Here is a 20,679-nt window from a genome sequence, read left to right as displayed (position 1 = left end):
TACTGGTCAGTACGTGTGTCCCGGATCGCGGACACCCCGGGTAGGCGTGACGATGCCCACCGAGAGGGGGCAGGATGGAGGCATCTCCGAGCGACCCACACAATGCGCCGCTCGGTTCCTACACCCGACCAAGAGGATTGCCTGTGGCCACGGAGCGCAAGCGCCCGGTAATCAGTGATGGCCTGCCGAGCCAGCTTCCGGACATCGACCCCGAAGAAACCAACGAGTGGGTCGAGTCCCTCGACGGAGTCATCGACGAACGCGGCGCCAAGAGAGCCCGTTACGTTATGTTGCGCCTGCTCGAGCGGGCCCGGGAGCGACAGGTCGGCGTTCCGCCGCTGACCTCCACCGATTACATCAACACGATCCCGCCGGAGCAGGAACCCTGGTTCCCCGGCGACGAGTTCGTGGAGCGCCGCATCCGGGCCTACATCCGGTGGAACGCGGCCATGCTGGTGCACCGTGCGCAGCGACCCGAGATCGGCGTCGGTGGTCACATCTCGACGTACGCGTCGAGCGCCAGCCTCTACGAGGTCGGCATGAACCACTTCTTCCGGGGCAAGGACCACCCCGGCGGCGGCGACCACATCTTCTACCAGGGCCACGCCTCCCCCGGCATGTACGCCCGCGCCTTCCTCGAGGGCCGGCTCAGCGAGAACGACCTGGACGGCTTCCGCCAGGAGCTCTCGCACTCCGGCGGTGGCCTGCCGTCCTACCCGCACCCCCGGCTGATGCCGAACTTCTGGGAGTTCCCGACGGTCAGCATGGGCCTCGGCCCGCTGAACGCGATCTACCAGGCGCGCTACAACCGCTACCTGCAGAACCGCGGCATCAAGGACACCAGCCAGCAGCACGTCTGGGCGTTCCTGGGCGACGGCGAGATGGACGAGGTGGAGTCGCTCGGCGCGATCGGCCTGGCCGCCCGCGAGGAACTCGACAACCTCACCTTCGTGATCAACTGCAACCTGCAGCGTCTCGACGGCCCGGTCCGCGGTAACGGCAAGGTCATCCAGGAGCTGGAGTCGTTCTTCCGCGGCGCCGGCTGGAACGTGATCAAGGTCGTCTGGGGCCGCGAGTGGGACCCGCTGCTCGCCGCGGACACCGACGGCGCGCTGGTCAACCTCATGAACGTCACGCCGGACGGCGACTACCAGACGTACAAGGGCGAGTCCGGGGCGTACGTTCGGGAGAACTTCTTCGGCCGTGACCCGCGCACCCGCAAGCTGGTCGAGGGCATGACCGACGACGAGGTCTGGAACCTCAAGCGCGGCGGCCACGACTACAAGAAGCTGTACGCGGCGTACAAGGCGGCCACCGAGCACACCGGCCAGCCGACCGTGATCCTGGCCAAGACGATCAAGGGCTGGACGCTGGGCTCGCACTTCGAGGCCCGCAACGCCACCCACCAGATGAAGAAGCTGACCCTGGACGACCTCAAGGGCTTCCGGGACCGCCTCTACCTGGAGATCAGCGACAAGCAGCTCGAGGAGAACCCGTACCTCCCGCCGTACTTCCACCCCGGTGCGAAGTCCGACGAGATGCAGTACATGCTCGAGCGCCGCCGCGAGCTGGGCGGCTCGATCCCGTCCCGGCGCACCAAGCACAAGTCGCTGGCGATCCCCGACTCCAAGGCGTTCGGCGACGTCAAGCGGGGCAGCGGCAAGCAGAAGGTCGCGACCACGATGGCCTTCGTCCGGTTGCTGAAAGACCTGATGAAGGACAAGGAGTTCGGCCCGCGCTGGGTGCCGATCATCCCGGACGAGGCGCGTACCTTCGGGTTGGACTCGCTCTTCCCGACGAAGAAGATCTACTCCCCGCACGGCCAGACCTACACGTCGGTCGACCGGGAGCTCTTCCTGTCGTACAAGGAGGCGACCAACGGCCAGATCCTGCACGAGGGGATCAACGAGGCCGGGTCGACGGCGAGCTTCATCGCGGCGGGCACGTCCTACGCCACGCACGACGAGCCGATGATCCCGCTGTACATCTTCTACTCGATGTTCGGCTTCCAGCGCACCGCCGACGAGCTGTGGGCCGCCGCCGACCAGATGACCCGGGGCTTCCTGCTCGGTGCCACGGCCGGCCGCACCACGCTGAACGGCGAGGGCCTGCAGCATGAGGACGGCCACTCGCTGCTCATCGCGGCCACCAACCCGGCCGTGGTGTCGTACGACCCGGCGTTCGCGTTCGAGATCGCGCACATCGTCGAGAACGGCCTGCACCGGATGTACGGCGAGAAGCAGGAGAACATCTTCTACTACCTCACCATCTACAACGAGCCGATCCTGCAGCCCGCCGAGCCCGCCAATGTCGACGTGGAGGGCCTGCTCAAGGGCATCTACCGCTACAAGGCAGCCCCCGAGACCACCGGACCGAAGGCACAGATCCTGGCCTCCGGCACCGGCATGCAGTGGGCGCTCAAGGCCCAGGACCTGCTGGCCCAGGACTGGGGCGTGGCCGCCGACGTCTGGTCGGTCACCTCCTGGACCGAGCTGCGGCGCGACGCCGTCACGATCGAGGAGCACAACCTGCTCAACCCGGGTGACCAGCCGCGGAAGCCCTACATCCAGCAGAAGCTGGAGGGCACCGAGGGCCCGGCGGTCGCGGTCAGCGACTTCATGCGGGCGGTGCCCGACCTGATCTCGCGCTGGGTGCCGAACGACTACACGTCGCTGGGCACCGACGGCTTCGGCATGAGCGACACCCGGCACGCGCTGCGCCGGCACTTCCACGTGGACGCCGAGTCGGTGGCCGTGGCCACGCTGCGCCAGCTGGCGCTGCGCGGCAAGGTGCCGGTGCACGTGCCGGCCGAGGCGGCCAAGAAGTACGCGATCGACGACGTCAACGCGGCGCCGGTCGGCGAGACCGGCGGCGACAGCTAAGGAGCACAAAAAACATCGGACAAAAGGCCCTACCCGTACGGGTGGGGCCTTTTGCGCTCAGAGGGTGCGTCCACGTGCCGATGGGTATGAGGTGCGCCTCCAGATAAGCCACCGCCTGCTCGCCCTCGGGCTGGGCGGGGTCCTGAGTACCGCGGTCGTCCTGGTCGGCGTCGGCGCCTGGCAGAGCAGCCGGTCGGCCGACAGCACCGAGGTCGAGGTGGTCCGGCAGAACACCGAGAACCTGGACCGGGCGACCAGCGACATCACCACGCTGGTGAGCTCGGTCGCCGACGAGGTCCAGGACGCGGTGGCGGCCGACATGAAGGCCGCCGACGTGCTGCTCGACCAGCGCGGCGGGGCCCGGCTGTCCGGCCGCACCGCGACCTGGACCGCGACCAACCAGACCACCCAGGCCAAGAAGACCGTCACGCTGCCGCGGCTGACCATCGGCGGCACCTGGCTCGGCCAGAACACCGACACCGGCACCGCCACCCCGTTCGTCGACGACGTGGTGGATCAGCTGGGCGGCGCGGTGACCGTCTTCCAGCGCATGAACGCCGCCGGTGACCTGCTGCGGGTCGGCACCACGGTGAAGGCCACCACCGGCAAACGGGCGATCGGCACGTACATCCCGGCGACCGCGGCGGACGGTACGGCGAACGCGGTGGCCACCGCCATCAAGGCCGGCAAGTCGTACCGGGGCGTGGCCCAGGTGGTCGGCACCTGGTACATCACCGCGTACGACCCGATGAAGGACGCCTCCGGCGCGGTGATCGGCGCCCTGTTCACCGGGGTGCCACAGGCCGACGCGCTGACCAACCTGACCGCCGCGATCGCCGCCGAGAAAGTCGGCGACAACGGCTGGACCTCGGTCTACAGCACGTCGGCCAGCGACGCCGGCCGGGTGATCGCGTCCAGCCTGTCCGACCAGGTCGGCCAGACGGTGCTGGACGCGACCGACGCGAAGGGCGCGAACTACGTCGCGGAGATCGTGGCGAAGGCGCCCACCCTGGGCGAGGACGAGACCTGGCGTACGGCGTACCAGTTACCCGGCGCGTCGAACGGCACGAACGGCGCGACCACCGCGACGGTGGCGTACTACTCGCCGTACAGCTGGGCCATCGTGGTCGCCGGCTACGACGCCGACGCGGCCGGCGCGGTGAACGCGGTCCGCGACGGCCGGCGCGACATGCTTGTCGCGTTCATCGTGGCCGCGCTTCTCCTGGCGGTGGCCGGCGGCCTGGTGGCGGCGCTGCTGGCCCGGCGGATCGCGGGCCGGTTGCGGCTGCTCACCGACGCGCTGTCCCGGCTCGCGCATCGCGACCTGACCGTCTCGGTACACGTCGGCGGCACCGACGAGATCGCGGTGGCCGGCGAGGAGCTGAACACCGCCGTGGCCGAGCTGCGCAACGTGATGACCGAGGTGACCAGCGCGTCCCACCAGGTCTCGGCGGCCGCCCAGGAGGTGGCCGCGAACGGTGGCGACCTGTCCTCCTCGGCGGAGGCCGCGTCGGCCCGGGCCGGGTCGGTGAACCGGGCCGCGGAGGGCGTGTCCAGCGTGGTGCAGACGGTGGCCGCGGGCGCCGAGGAGATGGGTGCCTCGATCTCCGAGATCTCGCACAACGCCCAGGAGGCGGCGCAGGCCGGCCGGGACGGCGTGGCGCTGAGCTCGGCCGCCAGTGGGGTCATCAACGAGCTGCGCGACTCCACCACGGCGATCGCCGACGTGGTGCGGCTGATCGCCGGCATCGCCGAGCAGACCAACCTGCTCGCGCTGAACGCCACCATCGAGGCGGCCCGGGCCGGCGAGACCGGCAAGGGCTTCGCGGTGGTCGCGAACGAGGTCAAGGAGCTGGCCCAGGAGACCGCGCGGGCCACCGAGGACGTGACCTCACGGGTGGCCGCGATCGAGGGCGACACCACCCGGGCGGTCTCCGCGATCGAGGCCATCACCGCCCGGATCGCGCAGGTCAACGACTATCAGACGGCGATCGCGGCGGCGGTCGAACAGCAGGCGGCCACGACCGCGGAGATGGCCCGCAACATCGCCGAGGTGGCGTCGGGCAGCCAGGACATCGCCGAGGGCATCGGGGTGGTCAGCGGCGCGGTGGACGGCACCCGTCAGTCGGTGACCGTCTCGCACCGGGCTGCGGACGAACTGAACGCCACCGCCCGCCGCCTGACCGGCTTGGTGGACCGATTCACTGTTTGAGCCGGTTCGCGTACGCCGCAAGCTTGTCGAATTGCTGATTTGTCCCCAGCAGCATGTAGCTCTGGATCATGTCGGTGAGGTAGCCGGCGTAGTGGTTGGTCATCTCGGTGCGGCCGTCGCCGAGGTCGGTGAAGGTGATCGTCGATTTCCCGCCGCCGATGCCGCGCTGGCCGTCCCATTCGAATTCGAGCACCGACGGTTCGTCGACCTTGGTGAACCGCATGTCCGACGGGTATTCGGTGCCGTCGTCATCGGAGACCATGGTCAGCCGGAAGACGCCGCCCGGGCGCACGTCCATCTCGACCGTCGAGCGCGGCGTGTGCATGCCGGCCGGTCCCCACCACCGGGCGATCTGGTTGGGGTCGGTCCAGGCGCGCCAGACCAGCTCACGCGGCGCTTCGAAGACGCGCACGATGTCGAGCTCGCGGAACGTCATCTCCTCGTCGGTCACTGCTCGGGTCCCTTCAAGATCGTACGGAGGTGGGCATCCAGTTTGTCGAAGCTCGACTCCCAGAACTGGCGATAGCGGCTCATCCACTCGGTCGCCTCGCGCAGCGGCTCGGCCTCGAGCCGGCAGGGCCGCCACTGCTTCTCCCGGCCGCGGGAGATGAGCCCGGCCCGTTCGAGCACCTTGAGGTGCTTGGAGATGGCCGGGAGGGTGATCGCGAACGGCTCGGCGAGCTCGTTGACGGTCGCCGGCCCGTCGGCCAGCCGGGCCAGGATCGCCCGCCGGGTCGGGTCGGCCAAGGCGCCGAAGATGACACTGAGCTGGTCAGTGGCCACCTCAGGCCGGCACGTAGGTGACCACCTCGACGCCGGTCGCGGTCTTCCACGAGTCGGCCAGCGTCAGCGCGATCTTGGTGCCGTCGTCCCAGAGCTTGCGGCCCTCGCCCTGCACCACCGGGAAGATCATGATCCGGTACTCGTCGATCAGGTTGTGCCTGGTCAGGTAGTTCACCAGGCTGGCACTGCCGTTGATCAGCAGGTTGCCGGGCTCGGTGCGCAGCTTGGCCACGGCGTCGGCGACCTCACCGGCGATGAAGCTCGCGTTCCACTCGGGAGTGGTCAGCGTGGTGGTGGCGACGTGCTTGGGCATCGAGTTCATCTTCACGCCGAAGTCGCCGGTCGCCTCCTCCATCTGCGGCCAGGCGGCCTTGAAGCCCTCGTAGGTCTTGCGGCCGAGCAGAAGCGCGTCGGCCTCCCGCAGATTGCCGGCCTGCCAGCCGCTCAGCTCCTCATTGAAGTAGGGCCCGCTCCAGGACGGCTCCTCGAAGACGCCGTCCAGCGTCGTGTACTCCACCGCTACGATCTTTCCCATTTCACCCTCCGGTTAATTAGCTAGTCGGTAAACTACCACGCAAGAGCCTCTCGTCAAGCTGTCTGACATTCCGTAAGCTCCTCACTACGGAGAGGAGGCTCGATGGTGGTCACTCCCAAAGCTCAGGGAAATCCAGCACTGGCCGAGCCCGTCGTCAACGTCCGGCGCACCTGGATCGGTCTGCTCTTCGCCGCCAATCTGGGCCTCTGGATGGCCTACTACACCCCCCTGCAGGTGCTGCTGCCCGAGCAGATCGAAGACCTCGGCATCGCGCACAAAGAGCTCTGGCTGGGCATCGTCACCGGCATCGGCGCGATCGTCGCCGTCGTCGTCAATCCTCTCGCCGGCGCCCTCTCCGACCGCACCCGGCTGCACTTTCTCGGGCGGGCCTGGGGCCGGCGACACATCTGGACGGCCGGCGCCGCGCTGCTGCTCTCGCTCTGCCTGCTGGTGCTCGCGGTCGCGCCCAACCTGTTCTGGATCACCGTGGGCTGGGCTCTGGCCAACATCGGCATCAACGTCATGCTGGCCACCCTCACCTCGGCGGTGCCCGACCGGGTGCCGGTCGCCCAGCGTGGCCTGGTCTCCGGCTGGATCGGCATGCCGGTCGCGCTCGGCCTGGTGGTCGGCGCCATCCTGGTCACCACGGTGGTCACCACCCCGTCGCCGGGCTATCTGATCATCGCGATCGGCCTGCTGCTCCTGGTCGCGCCGTTCGTGCTGCGCACCCCGGACGACCCGCTCGGCGACACCGTCGTCCCCCGCTTCACCTGGCGGGCGTTCCGGGTCGACATGCGCGCCAACCCCGACTTCGCCTGGGCCTGGGTCACCCGTTTCCTGGTCATGCTGGGCAACGCGCTCGGCACGCTCTACCTGCTCTACTTCCTGTCCGACGCGGTCAAGCTGGAAGACGCCGAGACCGGCCTGCTCTACATGATCCTGCTCTACACGGTCGGCATGGTCAGCACGGCGATGCTCGGCGGCTGGCTCTCCGACCGGGCCGGCAAACGCAAGGTCTTCGTGGTCTGGTCCGGCGTGATCATCGCGGTCGCCGCGATCCTGCTGGCCATCTGGCCCACCTGGCCGGTCGCCATGGTGGCGGCGGTGCTGTTCGGCGCGGGCTTCGGCATCTACCTGGCGGTGGACACCGCGGTCGTCACCCAGGTGCTGCCGGCCGCCGCCGACCGGGCCAAGGACATCGGCGTGATCAACATCGCCCCCTCGGTCTCCCAGGCGCTCGGCCCGGTGCTGGCCGCCCCGGTCGTCGCCTTCCTGGGCGGCTATCCGACCCTGTTCGTACTCACCGCGGTCACTTCGCTGGCCGGAGCCCTGGCCGTGCTGAAAATCCGTTCAGTGGCCTAGGTACCCTTAGCGGGTGACTGTTCGCGTACGTTTCGCCCCGTCCCCGACCGGCATGTTCCACGTCGGCGGCGCCCGCTCGGCGCTGCAGAACTGGATCTATGCCCAGCAGCACGAGGGTGTCTTCGTGCTCCGGATCGAGGACACCGACGCCGCCCGGAACCGTCCGGAGTGGACCGAAGGCATCATCGCCGCGCTCGACTGGATCGGCATCGAGCGTGGGGCGTACGAGGGTCCCTACTACCAGTCGTCCTACGCCGCCGACCACACCGCCGCCGCCACCCGGCTGTACGGCGAGGGCAAGGCCTACTACTGCGGCTGCAAGCGGGATGACGTCATCGCCCGCACCGGCAACCAGCACTCCGGCTACGACGGCTTCTGCCGCGACAAGAACCTCGGCCCCGGGGACGGCCGCGCGCTGCGCTTCCGCACCCCCGACGAGGGCGAGACCGTGGTGGAGGACCTGGTCCGCGGCAAGCCCACGTTCGAGAACAAGCTGATCGAAGATTTCGTCATCGCCCGCGGCGACGGCTCCCCGCTGTTCCTGCTGGCCAACGTCGTGGACGACATGACCATGGGGATCACCCATGTGTTCCGGGCCGAGGAGCACCTACCCAACACCCCCAAGCAGCAGCTGCTGTGGGAGGCGCTGGGCCACACCCCGCCGGTCTGGGGTCACGTTCCGGTCATCGTCAACGAGAAGCGGCAGAAGCTGTCAAAGCGCCGCGACAAGGTCGCCCTGGAGTCGTACCGCGACGAGGGTTACCTGGCCGCCGCGATGCGCAACTATCTGATGCTGCTCGGCTGGGCACCGTCCGGCGACCGGGAGATCGTGCCCTGGTCGGTGATCGAGGACGAATACCGGATCGACGAGGTCAACCACGCACCGGCGTTCTTCGACGTCAAGAAGCTGCGCGCGTTCAACGGTGACTACATCCGCGCGCTGGCGCCGGACGAGTTCGCCGCGTGCTGCGCGCCGTGGCTGCAGGGCACCGACACCATCCCGGCCCCGCCGTGGTCGCCGGACGCCTTCGACCTGCAGGTCTTCACCGCCGTCGCGCCGCTCGCGCAGACCCGCATCGCGGTGCTCTCCGAGATCGTGGAGTACGTCGACTTCCTCTTCCTCGACGAGCCGGTCCGCGACGAGGCGTCCTGGGCCAAGGCGATGAAGGGTCCGGCCGCCGAGATCCTGGACGCGACCGCGGACGCGTTCGAGGCGCTCGAGGACTGGTCGGCCGAGCCGCTGAAGGCCGTACTGGAGGACGTCGGCCTGGCCCGCGAGCTCAAGCTGGGCAAGACCCAGGCGCCGGTCCGGGTCGCGGTCACCGGCCGCTCGGTGGGCCTTCCGCTCTTCGAGTCGATCGAGGTATTGGGCCGGGAAAAGACGCTGCGTCGCTTGCGCGCCGCACGGGCCGCACTCTAAAGAATTTCGGGTACGCGGTTCGCGTACCCGAAATTTTTGCCTTTATCGCATTTGCCGCCCACCAGGCCATCGCTTCCCGTCGTTCCGGTAACGAATACCGCTGCGCGGGTGACCTGGACCCCATCTGCTTGCGAGGCATGGGTACTATTCGGCCGCTGATCAACGGCCGTTGTCGTCTCTCCGGTCATCCCCAGATGGCTCCAATTCGTCCGGCTCGAGATGCGCCCGGGCGTCGGTCCGGGGAGGCTGTGTGGGGCTTCGGCCGTGCCGCGATCCACCGTCGCGCCGCGACCAGCCACGCACGAAGCCATGTCCACCACGGGGCGGGGAGGCCGGACCATGGTTCGAGGGGCCATCAAAAGGGTGATCTCTGGGGTCGGGGCGATCGCTATCGCCGCATTGGTCACGATCGGGGTGGCACCGGCGGCGCAGGCCGCACCCAAGCCGGCCGCGAAACCGACAAGTGTCCAGATTGTTGGCAAAGACATCAACGGCACGCTTATCGTCGACCCGACCGACGGCGCCCGCCTCTTCGACACCCTGCTCGCCGAGGTCACCTGGATGGCCACGGCCACCCCGCAGACCACCGCGCCCGCGGCCGACAAGCTCGGCCCGAAATACACGCTGACCGTCATGCTCAAGACGGCTCCGCAGATGGTCTACGAGCTCTACCCGCTCGCGGCCGGCGGCCCGCGCGCGCACCGCCCGGCCAAGCAGCCGGTCATCGGCAAGACGGTGACCGACGGCTGGTTCTACGGCCGGCTCACCATGTCGGAGACGCTGCGGGTCAGCGGCGTCCCGCTGGAGGCCCGGCCCGACGTGGTGGCCGGCGGCATCGGTGGCGGCATCGGCCAGGACCTCAACGCCGACGAGCTCGACCCGGTCACCGGGGTCAACAACTTCCTCGGCGAGATGCGCCAGCTCCTGCTGGTCAACGGCGCGGTCCTGGTGGTCATCGCGTTCGGCCTGGCCGGCATCGCCTTCCTGATCCGCCGGAAGGTCTAAGAGCCCGCTAGGAAATCGGCACCGGCACCCGGAAGGCCGGGCACGCCGCGGAGGACGGGCCGGAGCACTGCTCGTCCGGGCCGAAGGCGTCGAACAGCTTCTGGCCGGTGGTGATCTTCTCGATCTGCGCGCCGGTCAGCCCCGGCTTGCCCTTCGACGCGTTGTCGGTGCCCCGCTCGCCGGTCGCCATCACGGCCAGGGTGCGCCCGTCGGTGATCCGGCGGGCGATCGTCTGGTGCACCTGCCAGTCCCGGTCCTGATCGGCGTCGTAACGCACGTACTCGACCCCGGCCGGCGCCCACTCGGTGCGGGCGCACTTGCCCGGCGCGGCCAGCACCGGGAAGCACAGGTCCTCGGCGACGTGGTAGATCGCGATCTCGACGGTGCCGCGCGGCTTGCCGTCCGGGTCGGTGATCGAGTACTGCCGCCAGCCGTTGCCGCGCTCCGGCGGGCGCGGGACGATGTGCAGCTTCTTCCCGTCCACCACCGGCGCGAGCACCGCCAGCACCGGGTCGGCGACGCTGGACGGCACCGGGACCGCGCTGGCGGTGGCCCGGGCCGGGGCCGGGGCCGGCGGCTGGGCCTGGGTGTCCGGCATCAGCGTCGTGGTGAGCAGGTAACCGGCGATCGCGATCACCGCCACCGCGGCGGCACCGGCGCCGAGCAGCCCGCGGGTGCGCCGGCGCCGGATCCGGTCAGCGTCCCGGAAGATCGCGTCGACCTCGTCGCCCAGGTCCGGCTCGCCCTCCAGCACGCGCTCGAGGAGACGGGTCAGCGGCTCGTTCATCCGGTCAGCGCCGCCTCGGACTCGATGAGCAGCTTCTGCAGGGCGGACAGGCCGGCCCGCTCGTAGGCGGCGACCCGCTCGTCGTCGAGGTCGAGCATGGCGCCGACCGCATCGGTGTCGAAGCCGTCCCAGTGCCGCAGCACCAGCACCGCCCGGCAGCGGGGCGTCAGCTTGTGCAGGGCGTCGAGCAGCAGGATGGACTCGGCCGCCACGCCCTCGGCACCGGCCGCGGCCACGAAGACGTGCTCGCGGCGCCGGTTGCGGCGGCGGCAGGCCTCCATCAGTTCGGCGTACGCGTACACGTCGGGGTCGGCGACCGCGCCGCGGCGGGTGTCCGCCACCACCCGGGCCAGGCAGGCGCGGGTCAGTTCGGTGGCGAGTTCCCAGTCGCCGCACATCAGGAACGCCGATCGGCGCAGGTGCGGCAGGCGGCTGGCTACGAAGTCGTGCAAACCGTCGTCGTCACCGGACATAGCACCTTTATAGGAGAAAGTCGCTTTCGTCGTGACGAAACACCGATCACACCGCCCGAACGGTGACCTCCACCAGGCGTACGAGATCGGCCAGGTTCTCCTCGAACTCCGCCGGCTGGCCCGGCGGCAGGCCGCCGGTCACCTCGCCGGTCGCGTAGCCCAGCAGGAAAGCGCAGATCATCCGGGCCAGGCCCGGCACCCGCGCCGCGTCCACCCCGGCGTCGTGCAGGATGCCGCGCAGCGCGGCGGTCAGCCAGGACGCCGACGCGCCCGCCGCCGAGCGGTTGAGCAGCAGCGGGAACGCGCCCGGATGGTCGAAGGCGAGCTGCCGGACGGCCCGGCCGAGCGCGCGCAGCCGGGTCCGCCAGTCCGGATCCCGGTCACCGGCGACCGACGAGCCCAGTTCCTGGTGCAGCAGGTCGACCAGGCCGTCGAGCAGGGCGTCCTTGCCACCCACGTACGGATAGAGCGCCATCGAGGTGAGCCCGACCCGCTCGGCGACCGCCCGCATCGACATGGCCGCCAGCCCGCGCTCGTCGACCAGCGCGAGCGCCTGGTCCAGGATCAGCCGCCTCTTGTCGTCCACACCCCACCGTGTCGGGCGGACGCGGCCGACCGGTCGTGCCGCGCCCGGCCACTCACCCGAGCGGGTGAGACCTCAGCACCAGCGGCCGGGCGGGCGGCCCCGGCTCGAGGCCCGGCGGCGCGGCCGGACCGCGCCGTGCAGGTGACCTCCGGCCCAGCCGTGCAAATCGGTGCGACAGCTGACCCGGCTCGGCCCTGGCTCGACCTCGACGACCGGTGTAGCCATCGGCGGCATCGGTTGTGCGTCTTCGAGCGCGGGATCGATGTCGGCGTGCAGCGGCCCGTCTTCCCGTTCCGGCATGTCGCCTCCCCCATCCTTCACGCGGTGTCCCATCGGCTACCCCGGCGCCGCCATTACGGTTCCGGAAAGGAGGAACCTTCCGGCCGGGGGAACCGGGCAATGCTAGTGCGACAGAGTGCCAGGTCACCGACCGAAATCGTGGCAGGGGCGCACCGCTATCTCGACAAAACCCCCAAATCGGCACAAAGTTCTTTTGTAATACGCCTAATTGCCCCGTGACCTGCGGTCTTGCAACTTGCAGCAGGAAACTGGGGCAGAAGTAACCGGTCGCCTCGACGTGGCAGTCTGTGTGGCGTGGCAGACACGGCGAAACCCCCGCTCGCCGCCACCCTGCGCCGGATCGAGCGCAGCGCGGGCGCGCTGGCCAGCTCGGCGGTCGCCCGGATGGACGAGACTCTCCCCTGGTTCCGCGCCCTGCCGGCCGACCAGCGCTCCTGGGTCATGCTGGTCGCCCAGGCCGGCGTCCGGTCGCTTGTCGAGTGGCTGCGCTCCGGCGGCGCGGTCGCCACCACCCAGGAGATCTCCGACGAGGTGTTCGCGGCCGCGCCCCGCGCGCTGGCCCGCTCGATCACGCTGACCCAGGCGGTCCAGCTGATCAAGGCGACCATCGATGTGGCCGAGTCCGAGGTCGGCGAACTGGCCGCGGCCGGCGAGGAGAAGGCCCTGCTCGAGGCCATCCTCAAGTTCTCCCGGGAGATCGCCTTCTCGGCCGCCCGGGTCTACGCCCGGGCCGCCGAGTCGCGCGGAGCCTGGGACGCCCGGCTGCAGGCCATGCTGGTCGACGCCCTGCTGCGCGGCGACTCCTCCGACGTGCTGGCCAGCCGGGCCGCCGCGCTGGGCTGGGCCGACGCGCCGCCGGTCGCGGTGGTGGTGGGCCGCTCCCCCGGCGGCGAGATCACCTCGGTGCTGCACGCCGTCTACCGGGCCGCCCGCCGGGCCCGGCTCGAGGTGATCGGCGGCGTGCACGGCGACCGGCTGGTCGTGGTCATGGGCGGGGTGACCGACCTGGCCGCGAGCGCGGCGGCGCTGGCACCCAGCTTCGGCGACGGCCCGATCGTGGTCGGACCGGCGGTGCCCTCGCTCGACCAGGCCACCGAGTCGGCCCGGGCCGCGCTGGCCGGCTTCCGGGCCGCACCCGCCTGGCCGGGCGCGCCGAACCCGGTCGCGGCCGACGACCTGCTCCCCGAGCGGGCGCTGGCCGGCGACGCGGCGGCCCGGCGCGCGCTGCGGCACGACGTCTACGGCTCGCTGTCCCGGGCCGGCGGCGGCCTGCTCGAGACGCTGGACGCCTTCTTCGCCTCCGGCGGGGTGCTGGAAAGCGCGGCCCGCGAGCTGTACGTGCACCCCAACACCGTCCGCTACCGGCTCAAACGAGTCGCCGAGGTGGCCGGCCTGTCGCCGCTCGACGGGCGGGACGCCTTCGCCCTCCGGCTGGCGATGACGTTCGGCCGACTTGACCCTGCGACCTAAATCACGACTCAGGTCAAGAGCTCCGACCAGCAACAAATGGGGCGCAAGTGGGACCCGTTTGTAGGAAACCTACAACGCTGGTCGTAGGGTTTCGTTGCCGCCGTCAACCGCGGATGGCCCCTTCATCCGGAAGAGTCAGTGCCGTGCTCGCCGTACTTTCGCCCGGCCAGGGCTCCCAGAAGCCCGGCTTCCTGACTCCTTGGCTCGCGCTTCCCGGCGCCGAGGCCCGCCTGCGTGAGTGGTCCGCGCTCGCCGACGTCGACCTGCTGCACCTCGGCACCGAGGCCGACGCCGACGAGATCAAGGACACCGCCCGCACCCAGCCACTGCTGGTCGCGGCGACCCTGCTCGCCGCCGAGCAGCTGCCGCTGACCGGGGTGGACGTGGTGGCCGGGCACAGCGTCGGCGAACTCGGCGCTACCGCGCTGGCCGGCGTCCTGTCGGCCGACACCGCGATCACCCTGGCCGGAGTCCGCGGCCGGGAGATGGCCGCCGCCTGCGCCCTCGAACCGACCGGGATGAGCGCGGTCCTCGGCGGCGACCCCGCCGAGGTGCTGGCCGCCATCGAAAGCCACGGCCTCTACCCGGCCAACCGCAACAGCGCCGGCCAGATCGTGGCGGCCGGCAGCCTGGAGGGGCTGGCCAAGCTGGCGGCCGAGCCGCCGGCCAAGGCCCGGATCATCGCCCTGCAGGTGGCCGGCGCCTTCCACACGCCGTTCATGGCCCCGGCCGAGACCGCGCTGGGCGTGGTCGCCGCCGAGGTCACCGCGCACGACCCGGCCCGGGTGCTGCTGTCCGATCTCGACGGCACCTCGGTCACCAGCGGCCGCGAGATGGTCGGCCGCCTGGTTCGCCAGGTCACCGCCCCGGTCCGCTGGGACCTCTGCATGCGCACGCTCAAGGATCTCGGCGTCACCGGCGTCATCGAGTTGCCGCCCGCCGGCACCCTGGCCGGTCTGGTCAAGCGCGAGCTCAAGGGCGAGGGCGCGCCGGAGATCGTCACCCTGAACACACCGGACGACCTGCCGGCGGCACTCGACCTGATCGCCCGGCACGCGACTGAAGGAGCAACACGATGACCGCGGGTTCCCGCATCGTCGCGATGGGCCACTACCAGCCCTCGCGCGTCGTCACCAACGACGACCTGGCCAGCACCATCGACACCAACGACGCGTGGATCAAGGATCGGGTCGGCATCGCCGAGCGGCGCATCGCCGGCTCCGAGACGGTCGCCGACATGGCCACCTACGCGGCCGAGAAGGCCCTGGCCAACTCCGGCCTCAGCGCCGCCGACATCGACATGGTCGTCGTCGCCACCTGCACCTCGATCGACCGCTGCCCGAACGTCGCGACCCGGGTCGCGGCCAAGCTCGGCATCGCCGCCCCGGCCGCGTTCGACCTGAACACCGCCTGCTCCGGCTTCTCCTACGCGGTCGGCACCGCCGACCACGCGATCCGGGCCGGCGCGGCCCGCAACGCCATCGTGATCGGCGCCGAGAAGCTCTCCGACGTCACCGACTGGACCGACCGCAGCACCGCCGTGCTGTTCGGCGACGCGGCCGGCGCGGCCGTGCTCACCGGGGTGCCCGACGGCGAGGAGCCCGGGGTCGGCCCGGTGCTGTGGGGCTCGGCGCCGGACAAGGGCGACGTCCTGAAGATCGAGGGCTGGCAGCCGTACATCCACCAGGAAGGCCAGATCGTCTTCCGCTGGGCGACCACCGCGCTCGCCCCGTTCGCCCGCCAGGCCTGCGAGAAGGCCGGCGTCGACGTCTCCGAGCTGGCCGCCTTCGTTCCGCACCAGGCCAACGCCCGGATCATCGACGGCATCGTGAAGCGGCTCGGCCTCGGCCCCGACGTGGTCGTCCCGAAGGACCTGGCCGTCTCCGGCAACACCTCCGCGGCAAGCATCCCGCTGGCCCTGTCCAAGCTGGTCGAGCGCCGAGAGGTGCCCGCGGGCGCCCCGGTGCTGCTGTTCGGCTTCGGCGGCGGCCTCACCTACGCCGGCCAGGTCGTCCGCTGCCCGTGACGGGCGGAACGACCCGGTCGGAGCACCTCCCCAACTGTTGAGAGGAATCACCAAGAAATGGCAACTCGCGAAGAGATCACCTCTGGCCTCGCCGAGATCCTCGAGGAGGTCGCCGGGGTGAACCCGGACGACGTCGCCGAGGGGAAGTCCTTCACCGACGACCTGGACGTCGACTCGCTGTCGATGGTCGAGGTCGTGGTGGCCGCCGAGGAGAAGTTCGGCGTCAAGATCCCCGACAACGAGGTGCAGAACCTCAAGACCGTCGGCGACGCCGTCTCCTACATCGAGGCGAATCACTGACATGAGCAACGTAGACGTCGTCGTCACCGGGCTCGGCGCGACCACCCCGTTGGGCGGGGACGTCGCGTCCACCTGGGACGCCATGCTCGCCGGCCGCTCCGGGGTGAGGGCTCTCACCCAGGAGTGGGCGGCACAGCTGACCGTCCGCATCGCCGCCGAACTCGCCGTCGAGCCCTCCGAGGTCATCGAGCGGGTCCGGCTGCGCCGCCTGGACCGTTCCGAGGCGATCGCCCTGATCGCCGCGAAGCAGGCCTGGGCCGACGCCGGCCTGGAGGGCACCGGGCTCGACCCGGAACGCCTCGGGGTCAGCTTCGGCAGCGGAATAGGGGGTGCGCAGACGCTCCTCAACCAGGACGACATCCTCGAAGCCCAGGGCCCGCGCAAGGTCAGCCCGCACACCGTGCCGATGCTCATGCCGAACGGGCCGGCCGCCTGGATCGGCATCGACTTCGGCGCGCAGGCCGGCGTGCACGCCATGGCCAGCGCCTGCGCCACCGGCGCCGAGGCCCTCGCCCTGGGTCTCGACATCATCCGCTCCGGGCGCGCCGACGTGGTCATCGCCGGTGGCACCGAGGCGGTCATCCACCCGCTGCCGTTCGCCGGTTTCGCCTCCATGCGGGCCATGTCGACCCGCAACGACGAGCCGGAGAAGGCCTCCCGTCCCTGGGACAAGGGCCGCGACGGCTTCGTCTTCGGTGAGGGCTCGGGCGCGGTCATCCTGGAGCGCGCCGACCACGCCAAGGCCCGTGGGGCCCGGGTGTACGCCCGGCTCGCCGGGGCCGGCATCACCTCCGACGGTTACGACATCGTCCAGCCCGACCCGGAGTGCAAGGGCGGCATCCGCGCGATGACCAAGGCGATCCGCGACGCCGGCCTGACCGGTGCCGACATCGCGCACGTCAACGCGCACGCCACCTCGACGCCCGCGGGCGACATGGGCGAGATCATCGGCATCCGCACCGCGGTGGGCACCCACCCGGTGATCACCTCTACCAAGTCGATGTCCGGCCACCTGCTGGGCGCGGCCGGCGCGGTCGAGTCGATCGCCGCCATCCTGGCCATCCGGGACAGCGTGGTTCCCCCCACGATCAACCTGGACGACCCCGACGAGCGCCTGGACCTCGACGTGGCGGCGCACAAGGCCCGTCCGCTGGAGATCCACGCGGCGATGAACAACTCGTTCGGGTTCGGCGGCCACAACGTGGCCCTCGTCTTCACCCGCCCCTGAAACAGCTAACAGGCCGTCCGGGGAAGTCCGGTCACCGCGACCGGTGACTTCCCCGGCGCCTTGGCCTTTCCGGCGATCACCGCGGCGAGCGCGGTCAGCGACAGCTTGCTCGACGAATACGTGGCGACCAGCACCGGCGACTTCGCCGAGGCCAGCAGGTACGGCGTGTCCATGATGACGGTCACGGCCGCGGCCGGATCCAGGTCGGTGCCGGAGTCTCCGTAACCCACCAGGTGCACGACCTTGCCGCCGGCCGCCAGCACGTTCACCCCGGCCGCCTGCAGCGCCTTCACCAGTGTCACCCGGGCCACCTCGCGGCCGTCGGCGGCGGTCACCGTGACCGGGCCGGCGACCAGCGGGCCGGTGCAGGGGCCCTTCAGCACCGTGATCGACGCCGCGTCCAGGGCCGCCACCGCCTGCTGGTGGGCGGCCGAGCCGACCGTACCGATCTCCGGCGGCCGGGTCTGCGCGGTGCGGAACTTCAGGGTGAGGATCCGGGTGACCGCCTCGACCAGGCGTTCCCGCTTGAGCGAGCCGCTCTTGAGGCCGGCCAGGATGCCGTCCCGGGCCGCGGTGATGTTCGGCGGCATGAGCAGCATGTCGTTGCCCGCGTTCAGCGCCCGCACCGCGGCGTCGCCGGCCGGCCACTTCATGGCCGGCGGCATGTTCATCGCGTCGGTAATCGCGACCCCGGTGAACTTGAGCGACCCGCGCAGCAGGTCCGTCATGATCTTGTGCGAGAACGTGGCCGGCACCCCCTTGTCGACCGCCTGCACGTCCAGGTGGCCGGACATCACCACGCCCGCGCCCGCCGCCACGCCGGCTTGGAACGGCGGCAGGTCCTGGGTCGCCAGCTGCCCGGTCGACTGGGTGATCACCGGCAGGCCCTCGTGGCTGTCCCCGCTGGTGTGCCCGTGCCCCGGGAAGTGTTTGAGGCCGGCCGCCACGCCGCCGGCCCGCAGCCCGCGCACGGCCGCCGCGACCTGACCGCCGTTGACCGCCGGGTCGCTGCCGAACGACCGGGACCCGATCACCGTGTTGGCCGGCGGGCCGAGCGTGTCGGCGACCGGGGCGAAGTCGACGGTGATGCCCATCGCGGCCAGTTCCGCACCGGCCGCGTGCCAGGCGTCCTCGGTGAGCGGCGACTGGCCGGCCGCGCCCGCCCCCATCGCCGACGGCAGCATGGTGACGCCGTTGGTGATCCGGGTGACCACGCCGTACTCCTGGTCGGTGCCGATCATCAGCGGGGCACCGCCGGGCAGCTGCCGGGCCGCCGCCTGCAGGCCGTCGGTGAACCGGCGGACCTGCTGCGGGTTCTCCACGTTGGTCGCCGGGTTGGTGGAGCCGGTCGGGTCCTGGGCGGTGAAGCTGACCAGGATCAGGCCGCCCAGGTGGAACTTCGCCACCATCTGCGCCGGGGTGTCCACACCGGCCAGGTTCTGGTTGCCGGCGGCCGAGGTCTTGTCCACGATGGTCGCGTCGCTGCCGTAGGCGTACGGCATGAGGACCTGACCGGCCAGATCGGAATCGGTCATCGCGGCGATCGCGGTGGCGGCCTGGGCCGCCGGGTCGGCGCTCGCGGACGCGCTCGGCGCGGCCGACGGCAGCGGCGGCGGCGAGACGGCGTCGGCCTCCCCGGTCGGGACCGCGACCGGGGTTTCTTTCTTGCTGCTGCACGCGGCTCCGGCCAGCACTAACGGCACGACCAGGGCGACCCGCAGAATCCGCTTCACATAGGTCATCTCAGCAGGCCGCCGCACCCTGCGCAAATCGCACGAATTTATCCCGATTTATCACCGGTGTCGGATTTCCCGAGCACAGACGCCATCAACTCGGCGTCGCCGACGCTCAGGAGCGGGTCAGCCGACCCGGGTGAGCAGGGTGACCGGCGCGCCGTCGCCCGCGTAGCGATACGGCTCCAGCTCGGCGTCCCACGCCGTGCCGAGCGCCTTCTCGAGGGCATGCGAAAGGGCCTCCGGCGCTCGCGCGGAGGCCATGATCGAGCGCAGGCGGTCCTCGCCCAGCTGAATGTCCCCCGAAGCGCCCATGATCCCGTGGAAGAGCCCGCGGCCCGGCACGTGCATGAAACGCTCGCCGTCCACGCCCGGGCTGGGTTCCTCGGTTACCTCGAAACGGATCATGGGCCACTGCCGGAGGGCAGCAGCCAGCTCGGCGCCGGTCCCACCACGTCCGGTCCAGCTGCATTCGGCCCTGCGCGCGCCGGGATCAACCGGCTGCACGGTCCATTGCAGGTTGACCGGCGCGGTCAGAACGCGCGCGATCGCCCACTCGACGTGCTGGCACACGGCAAGTGGGGTCGAGTGGACGTATACGACGCCACACGTTGGCACGGTGACCTCCCGGAGACCGAGGTGCGTCTTCCCCTACGACCTCGACCGCGGTTGATCGTGTCCCATGATGCCGGTTGGTACGGATGGTGCGCCAGAGAATCGGCAACATCGACATCGGAACTGCCGTAGTGGCACACCCTGCTCAACGGCCGGACCTGCTCCGACGGCACGGTTGAACGGCAATCGTGTAGAGTTGGCGAGGCCTTTTTTCTGCGTTCTCAAGGAGCTCCGCCGTGGCGAGCAACACCTCAAAGACCGCCCGCGCATCAGTCCGCGCCGGCCAAAGCACCGGTGGCGCCCTGAGCGTGCTCGGTGAGTACAAGTACCTGATCCCCCTCGCCAACGGTCGCTTCGCCTACGTGCGCAACCTGACCAATGGCAAGACCGCCCACCTCAAGACCGACTCGGACGCTTTCGTCGAGGAGATCCGCATCCTGGCCGCCGCCGGTCACGGCACCAAGATCCGCGCGGAGCTCGAGTCCCTCGAGTCCACCAACCCGCAGCACGGCTGGGCAGCCACCGAGAAGCGCCTGGTAGACGCCGGCGTCTTCGAAGCAGCCTGACCAAACCGAAAAGGCGCCTCCCGCGGGAGGCGCCTTTTTCGCGCCCACTGATCATCATCCCACCGAGATCATCAGACCCCAATAACCCCCAAACCCTCATAAAGTACGCCTCACTCCAGCCCCACCAAGCAGCGCAAGCCAGCCGCCCTCAAGCCCGAAACGCGCCTTTCGCGCATTGCGCCCCCCAAACAAGCCCCCCGCCAGCCAGCAGCCAACGCCCCGGCACGGCCGGCACGGGCACGGGCACGGGCACGGGCACGGGCACGGGCACGGGCACGGGCACGGGCACGGGCACGGGCACGGGCACGCCCGATCTTGAGGACTTCCCGTTCGGTGCGAACAGCAGACCCACAAGATCGCCGCGCGGGCTGCGCGAACCCGCCCGTCCGCGCCCAA

The 20,679-nt window shown here is 70.4% G+C and carries 20 protein-coding genes; 11 read left to right on the top strand and 9 right to left on the bottom strand.

Going from position 1 to position 20,679, the window contains the following annotated elements; translation table 11 throughout:
* The first annotated feature begins 143 nt into the window (after positions 1 to 143).
* Together aceE and Ate02nite_RS18490 are read left to right on the top strand one after the other, a co-directional pair.
* The gene (gene aceE, locus Ate02nite_RS18495) at positions 144 to 2,882 is read left to right on the top strand and encodes a pyruvate dehydrogenase (acetyl-transferring), homodimeric type (RefSeq protein WP_203807131.1); all 2,739 of its coding nucleotides are present in this window, start codon (positions 144 to 146) and stop codon (positions 2,880 to 2,882) included.
* A gap of 91 nt (positions 2,883 to 2,973) precedes the next feature.
* Positions 2,974 to 5,094, top strand: a complete 2,121-nt coding sequence (locus Ate02nite_RS18490) for a methyl-accepting chemotaxis protein (protein ID WP_203807129.1) — start codon at positions 2,974 to 2,976, stop codon at positions 5,092 to 5,094.
* Here the strand turns inward: Ate02nite_RS18490 and Ate02nite_RS18485 are convergent.
* The 3 genes from Ate02nite_RS18485 to Ate02nite_RS18475 are packed head-to-tail and all read right to left on the bottom strand — an operon-like array spanning position 5,084 to position 6,412.
* A complete protein-coding gene (locus tag Ate02nite_RS18485; RefSeq protein ID WP_203807127.1) occupies positions 5,084 to 5,545 on the bottom strand; it encodes an SRPBCC domain-containing protein in 462 nt (153 codons plus the stop codon). The genes Ate02nite_RS18490 and Ate02nite_RS18485 overlap by 11 nt on opposite strands.
* Entirely contained in the window at positions 5,542 to 5,877 is a 336-nt protein-coding gene (locus Ate02nite_RS18480) for an ArsR/SmtB family transcription factor (RefSeq protein ID WP_203807125.1), read from the bottom strand. The genes Ate02nite_RS18485 and Ate02nite_RS18480 overlap by 4 nt, the downstream gene beginning before the upstream one ends.
* 1 nt (position 5,878) lies before the next feature.
* Positions 5,879 to 6,412 carry a dihydrofolate reductase family protein gene (locus Ate02nite_RS18475; RefSeq protein ID WP_203807123.1) on the bottom strand — a complete coding sequence of 178 codons (534 nt, stop codon included), beginning with the start codon at positions 6,410 to 6,412 and terminating at the stop codon, positions 5,879 to 5,881.
* A 102-nt stretch (positions 6,413 to 6,514) separates the two neighbouring features.
* Here Ate02nite_RS18475 and Ate02nite_RS18470 point away from each other — a divergent pair, with 102 nt between their 5' ends.
* The 3 genes from Ate02nite_RS18470 (at position 6,515) to Ate02nite_RS18460 (ending at position 10,199) form a co-directional block, all read left to right on the top strand.
* Complete coding sequence (locus Ate02nite_RS18470) at positions 6,515 to 7,774, top strand: MFS transporter (protein ID WP_203807121.1); 1,260 nt, start codon at positions 6,515 to 6,517, stop codon at positions 7,772 to 7,774.
* Positions 7,775 to 7,787: 13 nt separating this feature from the next.
* On the top strand, positions 7,788 to 9,194 hold the full coding sequence (gltX, locus tag Ate02nite_RS18465) for a glutamate--tRNA ligase (protein WP_203807119.1): 1,407 nt from the start codon (positions 7,788 to 7,790) through the stop codon (positions 9,192 to 9,194).
* Positions 9,195 to 9,533: 339 nt separating this feature from the next.
* Positions 9,534 to 10,199 carry a hypothetical protein gene (locus Ate02nite_RS18460; protein ID WP_239147508.1) on the top strand — a complete coding sequence of 222 codons (666 nt, stop codon included), beginning with the start codon at positions 9,534 to 9,536 and terminating at the stop codon, positions 10,197 to 10,199.
* A gap of 7 nt (positions 10,200 to 10,206) precedes the next feature.
* On the opposite strand, the gene Ate02nite_RS18455 is transcribed toward Ate02nite_RS18460, so the two are convergent.
* From Ate02nite_RS18455 to Ate02nite_RS18440, 4 genes are all read right to left on the bottom strand, one after another.
* On the bottom strand, positions 10,207 to 10,986 hold the full coding sequence (locus tag Ate02nite_RS18455; protein ID WP_203807117.1) for a hypothetical protein: 780 nt from the start codon (positions 10,984 to 10,986) through the stop codon (positions 10,207 to 10,209).
* Positions 10,983 to 11,459 carry an RNA polymerase sigma factor gene (locus Ate02nite_RS18450; RefSeq protein ID WP_203807115.1) on the bottom strand — a complete coding sequence of 159 codons (477 nt, stop codon included), beginning with the start codon at positions 11,457 to 11,459 and terminating at the stop codon, positions 10,983 to 10,985. The genes Ate02nite_RS18455 and Ate02nite_RS18450 overlap by 4 nt, the downstream gene beginning before the upstream one ends.
* A gap of 46 nt (positions 11,460 to 11,505) precedes the next feature.
* A complete protein-coding gene (locus tag Ate02nite_RS18445) occupies positions 11,506 to 12,045 on the bottom strand; it encodes a TetR/AcrR family transcriptional regulator (RefSeq protein WP_203807113.1) in 540 nt (179 codons plus the stop codon).
* A gap of 72 nt (positions 12,046 to 12,117) precedes the next feature.
* Complete coding sequence (locus tag Ate02nite_RS18440) at positions 12,118 to 12,345, bottom strand: hypothetical protein (protein WP_203807111.1); 228 nt, start codon at positions 12,343 to 12,345, stop codon at positions 12,118 to 12,120.
* Between the two features lie 294 nt (positions 12,346 to 12,639).
* On the opposite strand from Ate02nite_RS18440, the gene Ate02nite_RS18435 reads away from it, so the two are divergent.
* The 5 genes from Ate02nite_RS18435 (at position 12,640) to fabF (ending at position 17,369) form a co-directional block, all read left to right on the top strand.
* Complete coding sequence (locus tag Ate02nite_RS18435) at positions 12,640 to 13,815, top strand: PucR family transcriptional regulator (protein WP_203807109.1); 1,176 nt, start codon at positions 12,640 to 12,642, stop codon at positions 13,813 to 13,815.
* A 143-nt stretch (positions 13,816 to 13,958) separates the two neighbouring features.
* On the top strand, positions 13,959 to 14,894 hold the full coding sequence (locus Ate02nite_RS18430; protein ID WP_203807107.1) for an ACP S-malonyltransferase: 936 nt from the start codon (positions 13,959 to 13,961) through the stop codon (positions 14,892 to 14,894).
* A complete protein-coding gene (locus tag Ate02nite_RS18425; protein WP_203807105.1) occupies positions 14,891 to 15,841 on the top strand; it encodes a beta-ketoacyl-ACP synthase III in 951 nt (316 codons plus the stop codon). Before Ate02nite_RS18430 ends, Ate02nite_RS18425 begins: the two co-directional genes overlap by 4 nt.
* Before the next feature lie 57 nt (positions 15,842 to 15,898).
* The gene (locus tag Ate02nite_RS18420; RefSeq protein ID WP_184953034.1) at positions 15,899 to 16,141 is read left to right on the top strand and encodes an acyl carrier protein; all 243 of its coding nucleotides are present in this window, start codon (positions 15,899 to 15,901) and stop codon (positions 16,139 to 16,141) included.
* A 1-nt stretch (position 16,142) separates the two neighbouring features.
* Entirely contained in the window at positions 16,143 to 17,369 is a 1,227-nt protein-coding gene (gene fabF / locus Ate02nite_RS18415) for a beta-ketoacyl-ACP synthase II (protein ID WP_203807103.1), read from the top strand.
* A 5-nt stretch (positions 17,370 to 17,374) separates the two neighbouring features.
* On the opposite strand, the gene Ate02nite_RS18410 is transcribed toward fabF, so the two are convergent.
* On the bottom strand, positions 17,375 to 19,111 hold the full coding sequence (locus Ate02nite_RS18410) for a glycoside hydrolase family 3 protein (RefSeq protein WP_203807101.1): 1,737 nt from the start codon (positions 19,109 to 19,111) through the stop codon (positions 17,375 to 17,377).
* Positions 19,112 to 19,228: 117 nt separating this feature from the next.
* Complete coding sequence (locus tag Ate02nite_RS18405; RefSeq protein WP_203807099.1) at positions 19,229 to 19,720, bottom strand: DUF3145 domain-containing protein; 492 nt, start codon at positions 19,718 to 19,720, stop codon at positions 19,229 to 19,231.
* A 233-nt stretch (positions 19,721 to 19,953) separates the two neighbouring features.
* Between Ate02nite_RS18405 and Ate02nite_RS18400 the strand changes: the two genes are divergently transcribed.
* Positions 19,954 to 20,283, top strand: a complete 330-nt coding sequence (locus Ate02nite_RS18400) for a hypothetical protein (RefSeq protein WP_203807097.1) — start codon at positions 19,954 to 19,956, stop codon at positions 20,281 to 20,283.
* Positions 20,284 to 20,679 lie beyond the last annotated feature (396 nt).

The organism is Paractinoplanes tereljensis (assembly GCF_016862435.1).
Lineage (GTDB): Bacteria > Actinomycetota > Actinomycetes > Mycobacteriales > Micromonosporaceae > Actinoplanes > Actinoplanes tereljensis.
Note: the sequence above shows the minus strand (reverse complement) of the source record. Positions and strands in the feature narration are given on the sequence as shown.